This is a genomic window from Lentzea sp. NPDC036955 (genome assembly GCF_055608005.1).
Genome location: NZ_JBVJRC010000002.1, coordinates 515,844 through 534,599, shown reverse-complemented (window position 1 = coordinate 534,599; position 18,756 = coordinate 515,844). Strand labels below are relative to the sequence as shown.

The window sequence follows — 18,756 nt, the reverse complement described above, 5'->3', positions numbered from 1 at the left end:
GGACACCCCGTGCTGCCTCCCCCCTTCACCGTCATCTCCGGCGCGCAGGTCCGCAAGGTCCTGACCGGTGCCGAGAAACAGGTCACCGACGTGGTCGAGGCCGCGTACCGGCTGCACGGCGACGGCCGGACGGTGAACCCGGACTCGTACTTCCTGCGCTTCCCCGACCGGCCGTCAGCGCGGATCATCGCGCTGCCCGCGTCGCTGGGCGCGGTGCACGGCATCAAGTGGATCTCCAGCTTCCCGGAGAACGTCGCGGGCGGACTTCCGCGCGCCTCCGCGGTGCTGATCCTCAACGACGCCGAGACCGGGTACCCGTTCGCCTGCGTGGAGGCGTCGGTCATCAGCGCCGCCCGCACCGCCGCGTCCGCCGCCCTCGCGGCCGTGCGGCTCAGCGCCGCGCGCGGTGTCCGGCCCACCCGCGTGGGTTTCGTCGGCGCGGGGCTGATCGCGCGGTACGTGCACACCTACCTGCTGGCCAACGGGTTCGCGTTCGACGAGGCCGGTGTGCACGACCTGTCCCCCGAGCACGCCGACGGGTTCGCCGCCTACCTGCGCCGGTCCGGACCGGTCGTGGTGCACGACCGGTCCGAGGACCTCATCCGCTCGTCGGACCTCGTCGTGTTCGCGACGGTGGCCGGCGAACCGCACGTGCACGACCCGGCGTGGTTCGCGCACAACCCGCTGGTGCTGCACCTGTCGCTGCGGGACCTGTCGCCCGAGGTGGTCCTCGCGTCCTGCAACGTCGCCGACGACGTCGAGCACTGCATGAAGGCGAACACCTCACCGCACCTGACCGAGCAGCGCACCGGGGACCGCTCCTTCATGGCGGGCGACATGCGCGCGCTGCTGGCGGGCGAGATCGACGTGCCGGCGGACCGGCCGGTGGTGTTCTCGCCCTTCGGGCTGGGGGTGCTGGACCTCGCGGTGGCGGTGCACGTCCACGAGCACGCGGGCGGGCTCGTCGTGGACGGGTTCTTCGACGAGCTGAAGCGCCACGGCTGAGGGGGAGGCATGACCGAGCGACTGCCGCTGTCGGCGGCACAACGGGGTGTGTGGTTCGCGCACCAGCTGGACCCGACCGGGCAGCTGTTCAACTGCGCCGAGTACCTGGCCGTGGACGGTCAGCTGGACGTCGGCGTGTTCACCGCGGCGTGGAACCGGCTGCGCGCCGAGGCCGACGCGCTGCGGATCACCGCGCTCGACCGGGCCGACGGCGAGCTCTGGCAGTTCGTCGCACCCGGCGGCGACGCGCCGCTGCCGTTCTTCGACCACACCGGCCACGCCGATCCCGAGGGCGACGCGCTGCGGTGGATGCGTGCGGACACGACCGGTGCGGTCGACCTGGCCGTGCCGCCGATCTCGGCGTTCGCGCTGTTCAAGGTGTCCGACTCGCGCTTCCTCTTCTACTACCGCATGCACCACGCGGTCGTCGACGGGTACGGGGTGCAGCTGATCGGCACCCGGCTCGCGGAGCTCTACACGTCGCTGGTGTCCGATGTGGACGGCGGGACGCCCTGCACGTCGTTCGAGCACATCCTCACCGAGGACCTGGCCTACCGGGCCTCGGCGCAGTTCGAGCAGGACCGCGAGTACTGGATGAAGCGGTTCGGCGACCAGCCCGCGCAGATGCGAGTGCTCGGCGACGTGCCGCCCGGCGTCGATCCCGCGTCGCTGCCGCTGCGGCTCAGCCGGGTCGCGGAGCTGGCACCCGCGCACGTCTCGGCGTTGCAGCAGGCCGCCGCGGCGACGGGGTCGACGTGGCAGGTGGTCGTGCTCGCCGCGGTCGCGGCCTACGTGCACCGCGTCACCGACCGCAGGGACGTGGTCATCGGCATGCCGGTCGCGGGACGGCGCAGCACGGTGTCGCGGCGTGCGCCCGGCATGGCGACGAACTCCGTCGCGCTGCGGATGGACGTCTCCGCGGCCGAGAGCCTCACGGACCTGGTGCCCCGCATGGCCGAGGTCGTGCGCGCGGCGCTGCGGCACGAGCGCTACCGCGCGGAGGACCTGCGCCGCGACCTCGGGCTCGATGGCAGCGAGCAGGCGTTCATCGGACCGATGGTCAACTTCATGCCGTACGACCGCACGCTGCGGTTCGGTGCCGCGACGGCCACGACGCACAACCTGGCGTCGGGCCCGATCGTGGACCTCTCGCTGGGCGTGCGCGGTCAGGTGGGCGGCCAGATGTCGCTCGTGTTCGAGGCGAACCCGCAGCACCACAGCCTGTCCGGGTTCCTGGCCCATCGCGACCGGCTGTCCGCGTTCCTCCGTGCGGTGACCGCGGACCCGGCGCGGCCGGTCGGTGCCGTGTCGCTGCTGTCCGACGTGGAACGACGCGACCTGCTCGTCGACCGCAACGCCACCGCGCGCGACCTGCCGGGCGAGACCGTGCCCGAGCTCGTGGCCCGCCAGGCCGCCCGCACCCCCGGCGCACCGGCCGTGCGGTTCGGCGACCGCACCCTCACCTACGGCGAGCTGGGCGCACGCGCGTCGGCGCTCGCCGCCGGACTGGTCGCACGCGGGATCGGCGCCGAGGACCTCGTGGCGATCGCGCTGCGCCGCTCACCCGAGCTGGTCGTGGCGATGCTCGGGGTGCTGCGGGCCGGTGCCGCGTACGTGCCGGTCGACCCCGAGTACCCGGCCGAACGCGTCGCGTACCTGCTCGGCGACCTCCGGCCGGCGGTGGTCATCGACGACGCCGCGTTCGACGATCCCGGGTTCAGCGGTCCCTCCACGGCGACCCCGCCCGCCCCTCGTGGCGAGCACGCGGCCTACGTCGTCTACACGTCGGGATCGACCGGTGCCCCGAAGGGTGTCGTCGTACCGCACGACGCGATGCGCAACTTCGTGCTGGACCACGCCGAACGCTTCGGCGTGACCGAACGCAGCCGGGTGCTCCAGTTCGTCTCGCCCAGCTTCGACGTGGCCGTGGGCGACATCTGGCCGACGCTCGTGTCGGGGGGCTGCCTGGTGCTCGCACCGGACGGGCAGGACCTCGCCGGGCTGCTGCGGTCGGAGCGGGTCACGCACGCCACCATCCCGCCGGTCATGCTCGCGCAGCTGCCGTCCGACGGGCTGCCCGACCTGCGGTTGCTGATCACCGGCGGGGAGCCGCCCGACCAGGACGTGGTGCGGCGGTGGGCGTCGGGCCGGCGGATGGTGAACGTCTACGGCGTCACCGAGGCCGCGGTGGCCAGCACGACCTGCCCGCTCACCCCGGGGGACGGGGCGCCGATCGGCAAGCCCGTCGCGAACACGCGGGTGTACGTGCTGGACTCGCGGCTGGAACCCGCGCTGCCCGGTGTCGAGGGCGAGCTGTACCTCGCCGGGGACGGGCTGGCGCGCGGGTACCTGCGCCGGGCCGCGTTGACGGCCGAGCGGTTCGTGCCGTGCCCGTTCGGGCCGCCGGGTGCGCGGATGTACCGCACCGGCGACCTGGTGCGGTGGCGGCCGGACGGCAACCTGGAGTACCGCGTCCGCGCCGACGACCAGGTCAAGATTCGCGGGTTCCGGGTCGAGCTCGGCGAGCTGGAGGCCGTGCTGCTCGGTCATCGCGCGGTCCGGTCCGCGGTCGCCGTGGTGCGGCTGGACGAGGGGCGCAAACGGCTCGTCGCGTACGTGGTGCCGGACGGTGCGGTCACCGCGGAGGAGCTGCGCGAGCACGCCGCGCGCCTGGTGCCGGACTTCATGGTGCCGGCCGCCGTGGTGCTGCTGGACGAGCTGCCGGTCACCCCGAACGGCAAGGTGGACCGCAGGCTCCTGGTCGCGCCGGACTTCTCCTCGACCGACGACGCCACCCCCGAGGACGGGCGGGAGGCCCTGCTGTGCGGGCTGTTCGCGCAGGCGCTCGGGGTGGCCCGCGTGGGTCCGCAGGACTCGTTCTTCGACCACGGCGGCGACAGCATCATGGTGTTCCCGCTGGTGGCGAACGCGGCCGCGGCGGGACTGGAGTTCACCGCGCGGGAGGTGTTCCAGCACCCGACGCCGGCCCGGCTCGCGCGGGTGGCCAGGGACGTCCTGACCGCGGCGGGCACCGGCCCGTTCCCTCCGACCCCCGAGCTCGCGCGGCTGGGCACCCGGTTGGACGGCCTGCACCAGTCGGTGGTCGTGCCGGTGCCGCTCGGCACCCGGCTGAAGGCGGTGACCTCGGTCGTCGACACCCTCGTCGCGCACCACGAGGCGCTGCGGATGCGCGTGCTGGCGGACGGGACGTGGGAGGTCGCCGACGCCGCTGCCGACTGCCTGAGCCGCGTGCTGCTCGTCGGTGACCCCGAGCCGGAGGTCGTGGACGCCGAACGGGCGGCGGCCGCCGAGCGCCTCTCCCCAGCCGACGGACGGGTCGTCCAGGCGGTGTGGTTCGACTCCGGTCCCGCGCACCCCGGTCGGTTGCTGCTGGTGCTGCACCACCTGCTCGCCGACGGCGAGTCGTGGCGGACCTTGCTGTCCGACCTGGACGCGCTGTGGTCCGGGGCCGCGCTGCCCGCCGCCGTCCCGTTGCGCGACCACGTGTCGGGCACGCCGGGCGGGCCGGTGGACGCGGGTCCCGTGCGGACGGTGGAGATCACGCTGCCCGACGCCGACTGGGACTCGCTGGCCGAGCGGTACCGGGTGGACCGGGCCGACATCGTGCTTGCAGGGCTCACCCAGGCGGTGACCGAACCGTGCCTCGCCGAGGCACCGCGCTCCACCGGGCCGGTCGGGCGGATCGCCGCCCGGGTGCCCGTGCACTGCGCGTGGGCGCCGGCGGAGAAGGCGTTGCGGCAGGTCAAGGAACAGCGGCGGGGCGGCGGTGCCGACGCGCACCCGCGGATCGCGTTCCGCGACCTCGGCGAGCTGCCGGTCGAGTCGTTCACCTGCACCCCCGATCCGGGACACGCCCTGGCGTGCACCACGTTCTCCGTCGGTGGCGTGCTGCGCGCACAGCTGGCGTGGCGCGAGTCCGCGTTCTCGGAGGCGGACGTGCACGAGTTCGCCGACCAGTGGCGTGCCGCGCTCGGCGACCTGGCCGCGTTGCGGGGCCGGGCTGCGCTGACGCCGGCGGACGTGCCGCTCACCGGCCTCACCCGGGCCGAGCTCGACGCGATCACCGCCGCGCACCCGGACGTGACCGACGTGCTGCCGGTGTCGCCGCTGCAGGCGGGGTTCGTGTTCCTGCACGCGGTGTCCGGGCAGCACGCGGACTCCTACGTCTCGCAGCTGCGGTTCGACCTGGAGGGCCCGTTCGACGCCGCACGGATGCGGGCGGCGGCCACGGCGTTGCTGCGGCGGCACCCGAACCTGCGGGCGGCCTTCCGCGACGACGTCCAGATCGTGTGCTCGGACGTCACGCTGCCGTGGCGCGAGACCGCGTGCACGGCCGGCGACGCCGACCGGATCGCGGCCCGGGAGCGCGCCGAGGGGTTCGACCTCACCCGCCCGCCGCTGGTCCGGTTCCACGTGCTGCGCTTCGGCGAGCACCACCACCGGCTGCTGCTGACCGCCCACCACGTGCTGTGGGACGGCTGGTCGACCGGGCTGATCGTGCGCGAGCTGTTCGAGCGGTACGCGCACGACACCGAACCCCGTCCCGGCCCGCCCTACTCCGACTACCTGCGGTGGCTGGCCGGCCAGGACCTCGACGAGTCGCGCCGGGCCTGGGTCGCGGCGCTGGAGGGCTTCTCCGCGCCGACGCTCGTGGCACCCGGCGCACCGCCTGCCCGCGAACGGCAGGAACAGGTCAGGACCGACCTCGACGCCACGACGACGGCCGCGCTCGCCCGCATCCCCGGTGTCACGCTGAACACGGTGGTGCAGGCGGCGTGGGCGACCGTGCTGGGCCAGGTGACCGGGCGCGACGACGTGGCGTTCGGCTGCTCGGTGTCGGGCCGGCCGCCGCACCTGCCGGGCATCGAGCGGATGGTCGGGCTGCTGACCAACACGGTCCCCGTGCGCGTGCGGCTGGGCCCCGACCTGCTGACCCGGCTGCAGGCCGAGCAGGCGGCCCTGATCCCGCACCACCACCTGGGGCTGGCCGACATCGGCCGCGACCTGTTCGACACGGCGATCATGTTCGTCAACTACTCCTTCGACCGCGCCGAGTGGGCGGACGCGCTGCCGGAGGAGCTGCGGCTGACCGGGTTCGAGGTCGAGGACGAGACCCACTACCCGCTGCGGCTCGCCGCGGTGCCCGGTGAACGGCTGCACCTGCGGCTCGGCTACCGGCCCGACCTGTTCCGCCCGGCCGAGGCACGGCGGTTGCTCGACCGCCTGGTCCACGTGCTCGGCACCTTCGCCGACTGAGGGGACACCCCGTGCGCGACGTGTACATCAAGGGAATCGGCGTCCACCTGCCGCCGGTGGTCGGCATCGAGTCGGCCGTCGCGCAGGGGCTCTACCCCGCGGAGGAGGTGGACCTGCACCAGCTCGCCGGCGCCGCCGTGGCGGGTGAGGTGCCCGCGCCGGAGATGGCCCTGCTCGCGGCGCAGGACGCGTTCAAGCGCACCGGCCACGACCCGCACGACGTCGGTGTGCTGCTGTACGCCGACTCGTGGCACCAGGGCCCGGACGGCTGGCAGCCGCAATACCACCTGCAACGGCACCTGCTCGGCGGTGACGTGCTCGCGGTCGAGGTGCGCATGGGGTGCAACGGGATGTTCGGCGCGCTGGAGCTGGGTGCGGCGCACGTGCTGGCCGGCCGCGGGAACGCCTTGCTGGTGGCGTCGGACAACTTCGGCACCCCGATGATGGACCGGTGGCGGATGGGCCCCGGCTACGTCGCGGGTGACGCGGCGTCGGCCGTGATCCTGTCACGGGAACCGGGTTTCGCCCGGCTCCTCGCGGTCGCCTCGGTGGCCGTGCCCGAGGCGGAGCAGATGCACCGGGGCGACGAGCCGCTGTTCCCGCCGGGACCGACGGTCGGCGCACCGCTCGACTTCGTGGCGCGCAACGCCGCGTACAAGAGCCGGATGGTCTCCTCGGGGGAGGGCACCGGCGCGCTGATCCGCATCCACCAGCAGACGCTGTCCGTCGTGGAGCGCGTGCTCGACGAGGCCGGCATCGGTCTCGGCGACGTCACGCGCGTGGCGTACATGAACTACTCGCGGGAGATCGTCGAGCAGCGGTGCATGGCCGCGCTCGGGCTCGGCATGTCCCGCTCCACCTGGGAGTTCGGCCGCACGGTCGGCCACCTCGGCGCGAGCGACCAGGTCGTGTCGCTCGACCACCTGCTGTCCGCGGGCGAGCTCGGACCGGGCGACCACCTGCTGATGCTCGGGGTCGGTCCCGGCGTGACGCTGTCCGCCGCGGTGGTCGGCATCGACCACCCCGCCCCCTGGCTGGACTCGCCGGAACAACCGTGAGCACACCACCGGTGGGCCGTGACCGGCGGCTCGGTCCCGCGGTCACGCCCTCCGCCGTCGGGATCGAGAATGCGAGGAAAGTCATGAGCACACCACCGGTGGCCGTGATCGGCGTCGGCTGCAGGTTCGCGGGCGGCGCCGATGGCCCGGCCGCGTTCTGGGACATGCTGGTCTCCGGCCGGGACGGTGTCGGCGACCTGCCGGAGGGCCGGTGGCGCGCCTACGACGGCTCGTTCCCCGCGGAGCTGCGCCGCGCCGCCGTTCCCGGCGGCTTCCTGGACGACGTCTCCGGGTTCGACTCCGGCTTCTTCGGGCTCACCCCGCGCGAGGCCGAGCTGATGGACCCGCAGCAGCGCCTGCTGCTGGAGGTGGCGTGGGAGGCGCTGGAGCACGCCGGCATCCCGCCGCGGTCGCTCGCGGGCGGTGACACCGGCGTGTTCGTCGGCATCGGGTCCGACGACTACGGCCGCCGGATGCTGGAGGACCTGCCCTCGATCGAGGCGTGGACCGGCATCGGCAGCGCGCTGTGCGCGGCGGCCAACCGCATCTCCTACGCGCTCGACCTGCACGGGCCGAGCCTCGCCGTCGACACCGCGTGCTCGGCGTCGCTGGTCGCGACGCACCTGGCGAGCAGGGCGCTGGCCGACGGGGAGTGCGGCATCGCGCTGGTCGGCGGTGTGAACCTGATCATCGGGCCGGGGCTGACGCTCACCCTCGACGCCGCCGGGGCGACCTCGCCCGACGGCCGGTGCAAGCCGTTCTCCGCCGACGCCAACGGTTACGGGCGCGGCGAGGGCGGCGGCGTCCTCGTGCTCAAGCTGCTCGACGACGCGCTGCGCGACGGCGACCGGGTCCTGTCGGTGATCCGCGGGTCGGCCGTGCACCAGGACGGGCGCACCAACGGCATCATGGCGCCGTCCGGTTCCGCGCAGGAGGCGCTGCTGCGAGAGGCCTGCTCCCGCGCGGGCGTCGAACCGTCCTCCGTGGACTACGTCGAGGCGCACGGCACCGGCACCCGGCTCGGCGACCCGCTGGAGGCCGGCGCGCTGGCGGCCGTCTACGGGGCCGGGCGGACCGAGCCGGTGCGGATCGGGTCGGTCAAGCCCAACATCGGGCACCTGGAGGCGGGCGCCGGGATCGCGAGCCTCATCAAGGCCTCGCTCACCCTGCACCACGGCGAGCTGCCGCCGAGCCTCAACTGCGCCACCCCCAACCCGGCGATCGACTGGGCCACGTCCGGACTGCTGGTCAACACCACCCGCACGCCGTGGCGGCGCGGGGACCGGGTGCGCCGCGCCGGGGTCTCCGGGTTCGGGTACGGCGGCACCATCGGGCACGTCGTGCTGGAGGAGGCACCCGTGCGTGCGGCGGTGGCCGCACCGGACGACGCGCCCCGGCTGTTCCCCGTGTCCGCCGCCTCCCAGGACGCCCTGCGTGCCTTCGCCGACCGGCTCGCCGGGCACGGCGACCTCACCGCGGCCGGCCACACGCTCGCCCACCGCCGGTCACACCTCCAGCACCGCGCCACCGTGGTCGCCCAGACCGCCGAGGAGCTGGCCGAGGGCCTGCGCGAGGTCGCGGCCGGTGAACGACTGCCGAACCCGGTCCCGTCGAACCCCGGCACCGGGCTGGTGTGGGTGTTCTCCGGGCACGGCGCGCAGTGGCCGGGCATGGGCAGGGAACTGCTCGACAGCTCACCGGAGTTCGCCGCGGCCGTCGCCGAGCTGGAACCGGTCTTCCTGGAGGAGATCGGCTTCTCCCCCACCCAGGTGCTGCGCGACGGCGACTTCGACACGATCGACCGCATCCAGACGATGATCTTCGTGGTCCAGGTGGGTCTGTCCGCGGTGTGGCGGTCGTACGGCGTCACACCGGACGCGGTGATCGGCCACTCGGTCGGCGAGATCGCGGCCGCGGTCGCCTGCGGCGCGCTGACCCCGCAGGACGGTGCCCGGCTGAGCTGCCGCCGTTCCGCGCTGCTGCGCCGCGTCGCCGGGCAGGGTGCGATGGCGATGACGTCGCTGTCGTTCGAGGAGGCGGGTGAGCGCCTCGGTGGCCGCACGGACGTCGTCGCCGGCATCTCCGCCTCGCCGTCCTCGTCCGTGGTCTCCGGCTCGCCCGCCGCGATCGACGCCCTCATCACCGAGTGGGACGACGTCCAGGTCCGGCGGGTCGCCTCCGACGTGGCGTTCCACAGCCCGCAGATGGACGCGCTCACCGCCGACCTCGCCGCAGCCGCGAGCGACCTGGAGCCCCGCGAACCGCAGATCCCCATGTACTCCACCGCTCTGCCCGACCCGCGGTCGACCGGGCTGCTGCACGGCGACTACTGGGCCGCGAACCTGCGCAACCCGGTGCGCCTGCTGGACGCGACCCATGCCGCGATCGAGGACGGCTACCGGCGGTTCGTCGAGGTCTCGGCCCACCCGGTCGTCGCGCACTCGCTGACCGAGACGCTCGGCGACGAGGAGGCGTTCGTCGGGATCACGTTGCGGCGCAACAAGCCCGAGCAGGTCTCGGTGCTCACGGCGGTCGGTGCCGCGTTCTGCGCCGGTGTCGACGTCGACTGGGACCGCCTGCACCCCGCCGGCGACCTCGCCGACCTGCCCGTGCGCGCCTGGCAGCACACGCCGCACTGGCACGAGTCCTCGGTCAGCGGCGCACCGCAGCAGCACGACCCGGCCGACCACGCCCTGCTCGGTGCCCCCGTGCCGGTGGCGGGCCGCCCGGACCTGACGCTGTGGCGCACCGCGCTCGACGACGCCAACCGCCCGTACCCCGGCAGCCACACCATCCACGGCACCGAGATCGTCCCGGCCGCGGTGCTGGTCAACACCTTCTTCCTGGCAGCGGGCGTGACGGCGGTCCGCGACGTCGACCTGCGGCTGCCGGTGCGCGGCGGTGAGATCCAGGTCGTGCGCGACGGCAACGGCCTGCGGATCGCCGCGAAGGCCTCGGACAGCTGGCTCACCCACTGCACCGCCGCACTCGGCCCGGTCGCCGGTCTCCCGGCCCGGCTGCCGAAGCTGCCCAGGGGCTCCGCACCGCTGCCGCCCGGCCACGTCCGCGCCCACCTGCGTTCGGTGGGCGTCCCGGACATGGCGTTCGAGTGGACCGTCGAGGAGTTGCTGCGCACCGACACCGTCCTGCGCGCACGCGTGCTGGCCGACGGCTCGTGGCCGGCGGTGCTCGACGCCGCGCTGTCCATCGCCCCCGCCGCGTTCCCCGGTCCCGCCGAGCTGCGGATGGTCGCCGGGATCGGCTCCGTCCAGGTCTCCGGCACGCCGACGGCCGCGGTGGACGTCCAGGTGTCCGTCACGTCGGCCGACACCGTCGACGTCCTCGTCGCCGACAGCGGTGGGACCGTGCGGGCGCAGCTGACCGGTCTGCGGTACGGCGGCATGACCGAGCAGGCCGCCCCGGCGGACCTGGTGCACGAGATCGGCTGGCGACCCCTGGAGCTCGGCCCCTCCCGCGAGGTGGTGCCCGGCGTCACGGACGAGCTGTTCTTCGCCCCGAGCGACGGGGAGCCGGCCGCCATCGCCTGGAAGCTGCTGGAGGAGGCCCACCGGCTGTCCACGATGGACAGCCCGCCGCGGTTGTGGTGCGTCACGACCGGGGTGCGGGAAAGCGCGACACCGCAGGCACTCGCGCAGTCCGTGCTGTGGGGGCTGGGCCGGGTGCTCGCGAGCGAGTACGAGGAGCTGTGGGGCGGCGTCGTCGACCTGCCCGCCGACGGCTCCACCGCGCGGCTGCACGAGGTGATCGGCTCGGCGCCGGCAGCGGACGTCATCTCGCTGCGGTCTGGGGTCGAGACGGCCACGCTGCTGCCGACCACCCGGGAACCCTCCCACACCCCGCTGACGTGCCGCCCGGACGGCACGTACCTGGTCACCGGCGGTCTGGGCGTGCTGGGTCTGGAGGTCGCCCGGTGGCTGGCCGAGCGCGGCGCGCGGCGGCTCGTGCTCGTGGGCCGCACCCCGTTCCCCGCGCGCCGGGACTGGGCAGCGCACCCCGACCAGCGCCAGGTCGAGGCGATCCGCGGGCTCGAGAGCGCCGGCGTGACCGTCCACTGCGTCGCGCTGGACATCACCGATCCCGCGGCCGTGACGTCGTTGCGGGAGCTGGACCTGCCGCCGATCAGCGGGATCGTGCACGCCGCGGGTGTGCTGGACAACCGCATGGCCGCCGACGTCGACCTCGCCTCGATGCGGGCGGTGCTGGCCCCGAAGGTCACCGGTGCGTGGAACCTGCACCAGGCGTTCCCGGTGGGGAGCCTCGACTTCTTCGTCCTGTTCTCGTCGTGCGGCCAGCTGCTCGGCCTCCCCGGCCAGGCGACGTACGGTGCGGCCAACGCGTTCCTCGACGCGCTGGCCGCCCACCGACCCGACGTCACCAGCCTGGGCTGGACGTCGTGGCGCGGCCAGGGCATGGCGGTCAACGCCTCCGTCGACCGCCAGCTCGCCGCACGCGGCGTGGGCGACATCTCCGCCGCCGAGGCGTTCCGCGCGTGGGACCACGCGGCGGCGCGGGGCCCCGGCCACTACCCGGTCCTGCGGGTGGTCGCCGCGGCCGACGCCGACCGGCCTCCGCTGCTCAGCGAGCTCGCCACCGTCGAGGCCGTCGCCGCCGAGGACACCGCGCCGGACGACTTCCAGGGGCTCGGCTCCGACCAGCTCCAGGCCCGGCTCATCGAGGTGATCGGGGCGCAGATCGCCGGCGAGATGCGGCTGCCGGCGGCCTCGCTCGACGTGCGCAGGTCGTTGGTGGAGCAGGGGCTCGACTCGGTGATGACGATCGTCGTGCGCAAGCGGCTGGAGAAGCGGTTCGGCCACAAGCTGCCGTCCACGCTGCTGTGGCACCAGCCCAGTGTCACCGCGATCGCCGACCACCTGGCAGAGCACCTCGGAGCCAGCTAGCCCGTAGGACGGAACAGCAAGGGGGTGTCCGGAGCACAGTCCGGACACCCCCTTTCGGCGCGCCGAAAGCCATCGGCGCACACGACAGCGGGCCGGCTCCCGGAGGAGCCGGCCCGCTGGGGTCGAACCGTCAGAAGCTGGGTGCCGAGGTGGGTGCCTTGAGCGTGCCCAGGTACGGGTGCCAGAGGTGGTCGGGGTTCGCCTCGACGGCGGCGACCACCTCCTTCATCGCCTTGAGCGCCTTGGGTTCCTCGCCGTCGTACACGTCGCCCTGCAACATCTTGAGCACGTCCACGCGGTACCGGTGGTCCTGCACGAACGCGGTGAACAGCACGTTGAGCCGGTAGTAGATGGAGATGAACTCGTACCAGTACTTCACCGCCCGCCGCAGCTTCGACTCATAGGTGCCGAAGCGCTCCTTCTCGTACGAGCCGGCGGCGTGCGCGGCGATGATGTCCTGGGCCGCGATCCGCGCGCTGTTGAGCGCCACGCTCACACCGCTGGAGAAGATCGGGTCGACGAACCGGGCCGCGTCACCGATCAGCACGAACCGGTCGCCGCAGATCTTCTCCATCGCGTAGCTGTAGTCGCCCTCGACCTTGAACGGGCGCAGCCGCTGCGAGTTCTTCAGCGCGTCGGCCAGCTCGGGGCGGCTTCCCACGAAGTCCCAGAAGAACTCCTCGCGGTCGCCGGAGCTCTCGCGGAAGCGCTTCTTCTGGGTCACCACGCCGATGGACGTGATGGTGTCGGTGATCGGGATCTGCCACACCCAGGTGTCCTTGATGGGCAGGAAGTGCACGAAGATGTGGTCCACCTGCGACGCGTCCCCCGCCAGCGCACCGCGGTCGAGGCCCTCGAACCAGGTGTGCACCGCGTACTGGTCGAACACCGGGTCGCTGACCTTCACCTTGAGCTGCTTGCCCAGCAGCGTCGAGCGGCCGGAGGCGTCGACCACCATGCGCGCGGTGAACGGGACGTCGCGCGGGCCGACGCGGCAGGTCAGGCGCACCTCCGACGGGGAGGAGAAGTCGACGTCGCGCACGCGGACGCCGTTGAAGACCGTGGCGCCCTGCTCCTGGGCGTGCTTGAGCAGGATCGCGTCGAAGCGGCCGCGGTCGACGTGGAAGGTGTAGTCGCGGTCCACACCGGGCTGGTTGCGCTCCACGAACTGGATGTCCGCGGTCCAGCCGTGGCTCAGGCCGCTGTAGCCCATCTTCGGGATGTCGCGCGACTCCGCGGACGTCCAGGAGGCGCCGTACTTCTTCGGGAACCCGGCCTCGTCGACCTTCTCCAGCGCGCCGATCTCGGCCAGCACCGGTGTGGTGGCGGGGACCAGGGACTCGCCGACGTGTTCGCGCGGGAAGGTCTCGCCCTCGAACACGACCACGTTCAGACCGGCCCTGGCCAGGTAGGACGCCATCGTCGAGCCGGCCGGGCCGCCGCCGATGATCGCGACGTCGTAGTCGGTGCTCATGCGCGCACCCCCTGCTCCTCGTGCAGCATCGCGGCGATGGTGCTGATGTCCGCGAAGTGCCGCGCGTCGATCTTGGTCAGCGGCACCTGGACGGCGAACTCGTCGCGGATGAACGCCATCAGCACGGCGATGCGCAGCGAGTCGAGGACGCCCGACTCGATCAGCGGCGTGGCCGCCGTCAGCTCCACGTCGTCGGAGTCCGACAGGAACTCCCGTCGCACGAAGGCGAGCAGTGCGGAGACGTATTCTTCCTCGGTCATCGGTTCTCACTCTCGTCGAGCAGGGCCAGTTCTTCGTCGGACATCCGGTCGAGCTCGGCCCGCACCTGCTCCTCGACCACGGCGGCGAGGTCGGCGACCGTGCCGCCTTCGAAGACCGCGCGCATCGGCACGGTCACCTCGAACTCGGACTGGATCGTCGCGATCAGCCGGATCGCGAGGATCGAGTTGCCGCCGATCGAGAAGAAGTGGCTGTGCGCGCCGACGGGGACGCCGAGCAGCGCGGTGAACACCTCGGCAACCCGTTCCTCGACGACACCGCGCGGTGCGACCAGGGTCTCGGCGGCGGGGCCGGGAGCGGGCAGTGCGGCGCGGTCGAGCTTTCCGTTGGCGTTCAGGGGGAACGCCGGGAGCGAGGTGAACGTCGCGGGCACCATGTAGGCGGGCAGCTTCCCGGCGCACCACCCGCCGAGCTCCACGTCACCGGCCACCGGCACGTAGTACGCGGTCAGCACGCCGTCCCCGGCGACCACGACCGCGTCGCGCACGCCGGGGTGCTCGGTGAGCACCGCGGTGACCTCGCCCAGCTCCACCCGGTAGCCGCGGATCTTCACCTGCTGGTCGCGCCGGCCGACGAAGTCGACGGCGCCGCCGGGCAGCAGCCGCACGAGGTCGCCGGTGCGGTAGAACCGCGCTCCTGGCGGACCGAAGGGATCGGGCAGGAAGCGCTCCGCGGTGAGGTCCGGCCGGTTCGCGTAGCCGCGGGCCACGCCGGCGCCGCCGACGAACAGCTCCCCCACCACGCCGACCGGCACCGGCTCCAACCGGGTGTCGAGCACGTGCATCGTGACGCCGGGCAGCGGTGTCCCGATCGGCACCGAGTCGCCGAGCGGCGAGCGCACCGGGTGGGTGCACGTGCCGACCGAGGTCTCGGTGGGGCCGTACTCGTTGACCAGGTCGACCAGGCCGTCCCACTGCGCGGCGAGCCGGGGCGGGAGCGCCTCGCCCGCCACGACGACCACGTCGGCGAGCCCTGCGCGCTGCGCGGGCTCCAGCTGCTGGGTGAGCACGTCGAGGTGGCCGGGTGTGAGCTTGAGGAACCCGAACGGTGCCGCGGCCAGCAACCGCGCGCCGAGCTCGGTGAGATCGAGGTCCTGGGGCAGCAGGTGCGTCGGGTGCCCGGCCAGCAGCGGCGCCCACACGTTGGGCACGACCAGGTCGAACGCGACCGACGAGAACACCGGCGCGCCACCGGTTGCGGCGAGCTCGCCGACCGCCCAGCGGACGTGGTTCGCGAGGCCGCGGTGCGGCACCTGCACGCCCTTGGGCCGCCCGGTCGAGCCGGAGGTGTAGATGACGTACGCCAGCGCGTCCAGGTCCGTCGAACGCGGCAGCGGGCTCGCGTCGCCGTCGTGGACGTCGGGCCGCAGGCCGTCGAAGCCGTCGCGGTGGGTGATCAGGACGTCGGCGTCGGCGTCGGCCAGCACGTACCGGACGCGGTCGGCCGGGAAGTCCGGGTCGAGCGGCACGTACGCGCCGCCCGCCTTCCACACCGCCAGGAACGCCGCCGGCAGGTCCGCGCCGCGGTCCAGCAGCACGCCGACGACCGACTCCGGTCCGACGCCCACGTCCCTCAGCCGCCGGGCCAGGCGGTTGGCGTGCGCGTCGAGCTCGCGGAACGTGACGGTCGCGCCGGCCACGACCAGCGCGGTCGCGTCGGGGGTCGCCGCGGCCTGCCGCTCGAACCCGTCGAGGACCGACGACGTGACCGGCTCGACCGGGTTGCCGCTCCACGACAGCACGTCGCGGCGCTCGTCCGCGGGCAGCAGGTCCGCGGTGCCGAGCAGCGTGTCGCCCGTGACGGACGCCAGCAGCTGCCCGAAGTGCCGTGCCATCCGCTCGACGGTCGACCGGTCGAACAACGAGGTCGCGTACTCCAGCATCCCCGTCATCGAGCCGTCGGACTGCTTGCGCAGGTAGAGCGTGAGGTCGGTCTTGGCGACCTGGGACGCTTCGAGCAGGGTGGCCAGCTCGGCGTCGTCGGAGGGTGCGCCGGTCAGCTCGTCGCCGTGGAAGTCGAACGCCACCTGGTAGAGCGGCGTGCGGGACAGGTCCCGTTCCGGGGCGAGTGCGGCGACGAGCCGTTCGAACGGCAGCTCCTGGTGCGCGAACGCCTGCTTGCACGTGTTGCGCACGGAGTCGAGGGCCTGTTCGAAGGTCAGGTCGCCGTCCAGGCGGCAGCGCAGCACGATGCTGTTGAGGAAGAACCCGACGACGTTCTCGATCTCGGGGCGGTCGCGGCCGGCGACGGGGCTGCCGACGACCACGTCCCACTGGGCGGTGTAGCGGGCGAGCAGCGTGGCGTAGGCGGTGAGCAGCACCATGAACGGGGTCGCGTCGCTGCGCCTGCCGAGCTCCTCCAGCTGCCGGGAGACCGCGGCCGGGACGGTGAAGCCGACGACCGCGCCACGGGCGTCGCGCGCGGCGGGCCGCGGGTGGTCGGTGCGCAACGCCAGCGGCGTGGCACCCGCCAGCTCCTCGCCCCAGTGCGCCAGCTCGCGGGCGAGGACCTCCTCGGTGAGGCGGTCCCGTTGCCACACCGCGTAGTCCGCGTACTGGACGTCCGGTGTGGACGGTGTGCGGCCGGCCAGGACCTCGTGGAACTCCCGTTCCAGCACCGCGGAGGACCAGCCGTCGCAGACGATGTGGTGCATCAGCACGACGAGCCGTCCCGCCGCCGGGAACAGCAGCGCTCGCACGACGGGGCCGGTGGCGAGGTCGAAGCCGCGCCGGGCGTCCTCGTCGAGGACGGCCGCGATCCGGTCGGCCGGGACGTCGAGCACGCGCAGCTCCACCGGCCGCGGCGGGTCGACGACCTGGCGTGGTTCGTCGTCCTCGACGACGAACCGGGTGCGCAGCGACTCGTGCCGTGCGATCAGGGCGTCCAGTGCGGTGCGCACGGCGGTTTCACCGGCGTCGGTGCGCAGGAACAGCCCGGAGACCCACTCGCGTGCGGCGGGGTGGATCCGGTCGAGCAGCCACAACCGCTGCTGGCCGAACGACAGCGGCAGCGCGCCGTCGCGCGGCACCGGGCGCACCGGTACCGCGGACGCCGGCCGCGGGTCGATCAGCCGGGCCTGCGCGGCCACGGTGGTGGAGGTGAGCAGCGCGGCCAGCGGGACGTCCACACCGGTGGCCGCGCGCAGCCTGTTGCCGAGCCTGGTCAGCTGCAGCGAGGAGCCGCCGAGCCGGAAGAAGTCGTCGTGCGCGCCGACCTGCTCGACGCCCAGCAGCTCACGCCACACCCCGGCGACCAGCTCCTCGGCCTCGGTGCTCACGGCGGGTACGGCGGTGCCGGGCGCGGGCAGGGCGGTGCGGTCGACCTTGCCGCTGGACGTGCGCGGGAAGTCGTCGAGCTCGACGAACGCGGCGGGCACGTGGGTCTCGGGCAGCCGGGCGGCGAGGTAGGCGGCCAGGTCGACCGCCGAGCCCAGCCGCGCGTAGGCAGCGAGCCGGGTGGCACCGCTGGCCGCGGTGTAGGGCGCGACGACGGCCTCGCGCACGTCGGGGTGGGCGTTGAGGACGGCTTCGACCTCGCCGGGCTCGATCCGCACGCCGTTGACCTTGACCTGGTGGTCGAGTCGGCCGAGGTGCTCCAGGGTGCCGTCCGCGCGCCGGCGGACGCGGTCGCCGCTGCGGTACCACCGGGTGCCGCCGGAGCCCGGGACGAACCGCTCCGCGGTCAGCGCGGGGTCGGCGAGGTATCCCTGGGCGACGCCGGGTCCGCCGATGAGCAGCTCGCCGTCCTCCGCGATCTCCACGCGCATGTCGTCGATCGGTGTGCCGATCGGAACCGGGCCGGACCGCTGCAGGTCGTCGAACCGGTGCGCGGTCACGTCGATGGCCGCCTCGGTCGGCCCGTAGGTGTTCCAGACGGTGACGGGGCAGTTCTCCGCCACCCGCAGGAACCGCTGCACGAGCTCGGCGTGCAGTTGCTCGCCGCCGGAGGAGAGGACGCGCAACGTCGTGCAGCGGTCCCACCCCGGCTCCTCGACCAGCGCGCGCAGCATCGAGGGCACCACCTGCAGCACCGTGATCCCGTGGTCGGCGACCGCGCGCACGATGGCGGCAGGGTCCCGTTCAGCTCCGGGCGGTGCCAGCACGACGGTCGCGCCGCTGATCAGCGGCGCCCAGACCTCCCAGCCCGCCGCGTCGAACGTGAGCGCGGTCTTCTGCAGCACCCGGTCCCCGGCCGCGAGACCGTGGGTGCGGGTCAGCCACCGCAGCTGGTTGCCGATGCCGGCGAGCGTGACGACCACGCCCTTCGGGGTGCCGGTGGAACCGGAGGTGTGGAGCACGTACGCCGGGTGGTCGCCGCTGAGGGGCACGTCCGGTGCGGCCGGGTCCTGGTCGTGCAGCACGGTCAGGTCGGGGTCGAGCACGACGTCCGCTGCCGCGTCCGAGACGACCAGGCGGGGCTGCGCGGCCGCGAGCACCGCCGCGTTCCGCTCGGCCGGGTGGGCGGGGTCCAGCGGCGTGTAAGCCGCGCCCGCCTTCCACACCGCGAGCAGCGCGACGACGAGGCGCACGCCTCGGGGCAGCCGCACGGCGACGAGGTCACCGGGCCGGACACCGTTGGCGCGCAACAGGTTCGCGAGCTGGTTGGCCGACCGGTCCAGCGCGCGGTAGGTGATCCGGCGGGTGCCTTCGACGAGCGCTACCGCGTCCGGTTCGCCGGCCGCCCGCCGCGCGATCCATGCGTGGGGCACGCTGTTCATTCGTCTCTCCACTGTGTGCGCGTTGGG

Annotated in this window: 7 protein-coding genes; 4 read left to right on the top strand and 3 right to left on the bottom strand. The window is 73.7% G+C overall.

What is annotated here, in order from left to right; translation table 11 throughout:
• Positions 1-9: 9 nt before the first annotated feature.
• From sbnB to ACZ7CF_RS07440, 4 genes are all read left to right on the top strand, one after another.
• Positions 10-1,005, top strand: coding sequence for a 2,3-diaminopropionate biosynthesis protein SbnB (gene sbnB / locus ACZ7CF_RS07455; protein ID WP_458432388.1), 996 nt, complete (start codon positions 10-12; stop codon positions 1,003-1,005).
• A 9-nt stretch (positions 1,006-1,014) separates the two neighbouring features.
• Positions 1,015-6,282, top strand: coding sequence for an amino acid adenylation domain-containing protein (locus ACZ7CF_RS07450; protein WP_470369148.1), 5,268 nt, complete (start codon positions 1,015-1,017; stop codon positions 6,280-6,282).
• Positions 6,283-6,293: 11 nt separating this feature from the next.
• Positions 6,294-7,340 carry a ketoacyl-ACP synthase III family protein gene (locus ACZ7CF_RS07445; RefSeq protein ID WP_360383737.1) on the top strand — a complete coding sequence of 349 codons (1,047 nt, stop codon included), beginning with the start codon at positions 6,294-6,296 and terminating at the stop codon, positions 7,338-7,340.
• Between the two features lie 83 nt (positions 7,341-7,423).
• A complete protein-coding gene (locus ACZ7CF_RS07440; protein ID WP_470369147.1) occupies positions 7,424-12,259 on the top strand; it encodes a type I polyketide synthase in 4,836 nt (1,611 codons plus the stop codon).
• 130 nt (positions 12,260-12,389) lie between these two features.
• On the opposite strand, the gene ACZ7CF_RS07435 is transcribed toward ACZ7CF_RS07440, so the two are convergent.
• From ACZ7CF_RS07435 to ACZ7CF_RS07425, 3 genes are read right to left on the bottom strand one after another with little or no spacing between them, the layout of a single operon-like run.
• Positions 12,390-13,733 (bottom strand): NAD(P)/FAD-dependent oxidoreductase, encoded by a 1,344-nt coding sequence (locus ACZ7CF_RS07435; protein ID WP_470369146.1) that lies wholly within the window; start codon positions 13,731-13,733, stop codon positions 12,390-12,392.
• Positions 13,730-13,993, bottom strand: a complete 264-nt coding sequence (locus ACZ7CF_RS07430; protein ID WP_360383744.1) for a phosphopantetheine-binding protein — start codon at positions 13,991-13,993, stop codon at positions 13,730-13,732. Before ACZ7CF_RS07430 ends, ACZ7CF_RS07435 begins: the two co-directional genes overlap by 4 nt.
• A complete protein-coding gene (locus ACZ7CF_RS07425) occupies positions 13,990-18,729 on the bottom strand; it encodes an amino acid adenylation domain-containing protein (protein ID WP_470369145.1) in 4,740 nt (1,579 codons plus the stop codon). Before ACZ7CF_RS07425 ends, ACZ7CF_RS07430 begins: the two co-directional genes overlap by 4 nt.
• Between the last annotated feature and the right edge of the window lie 27 nt (positions 18,730-18,756).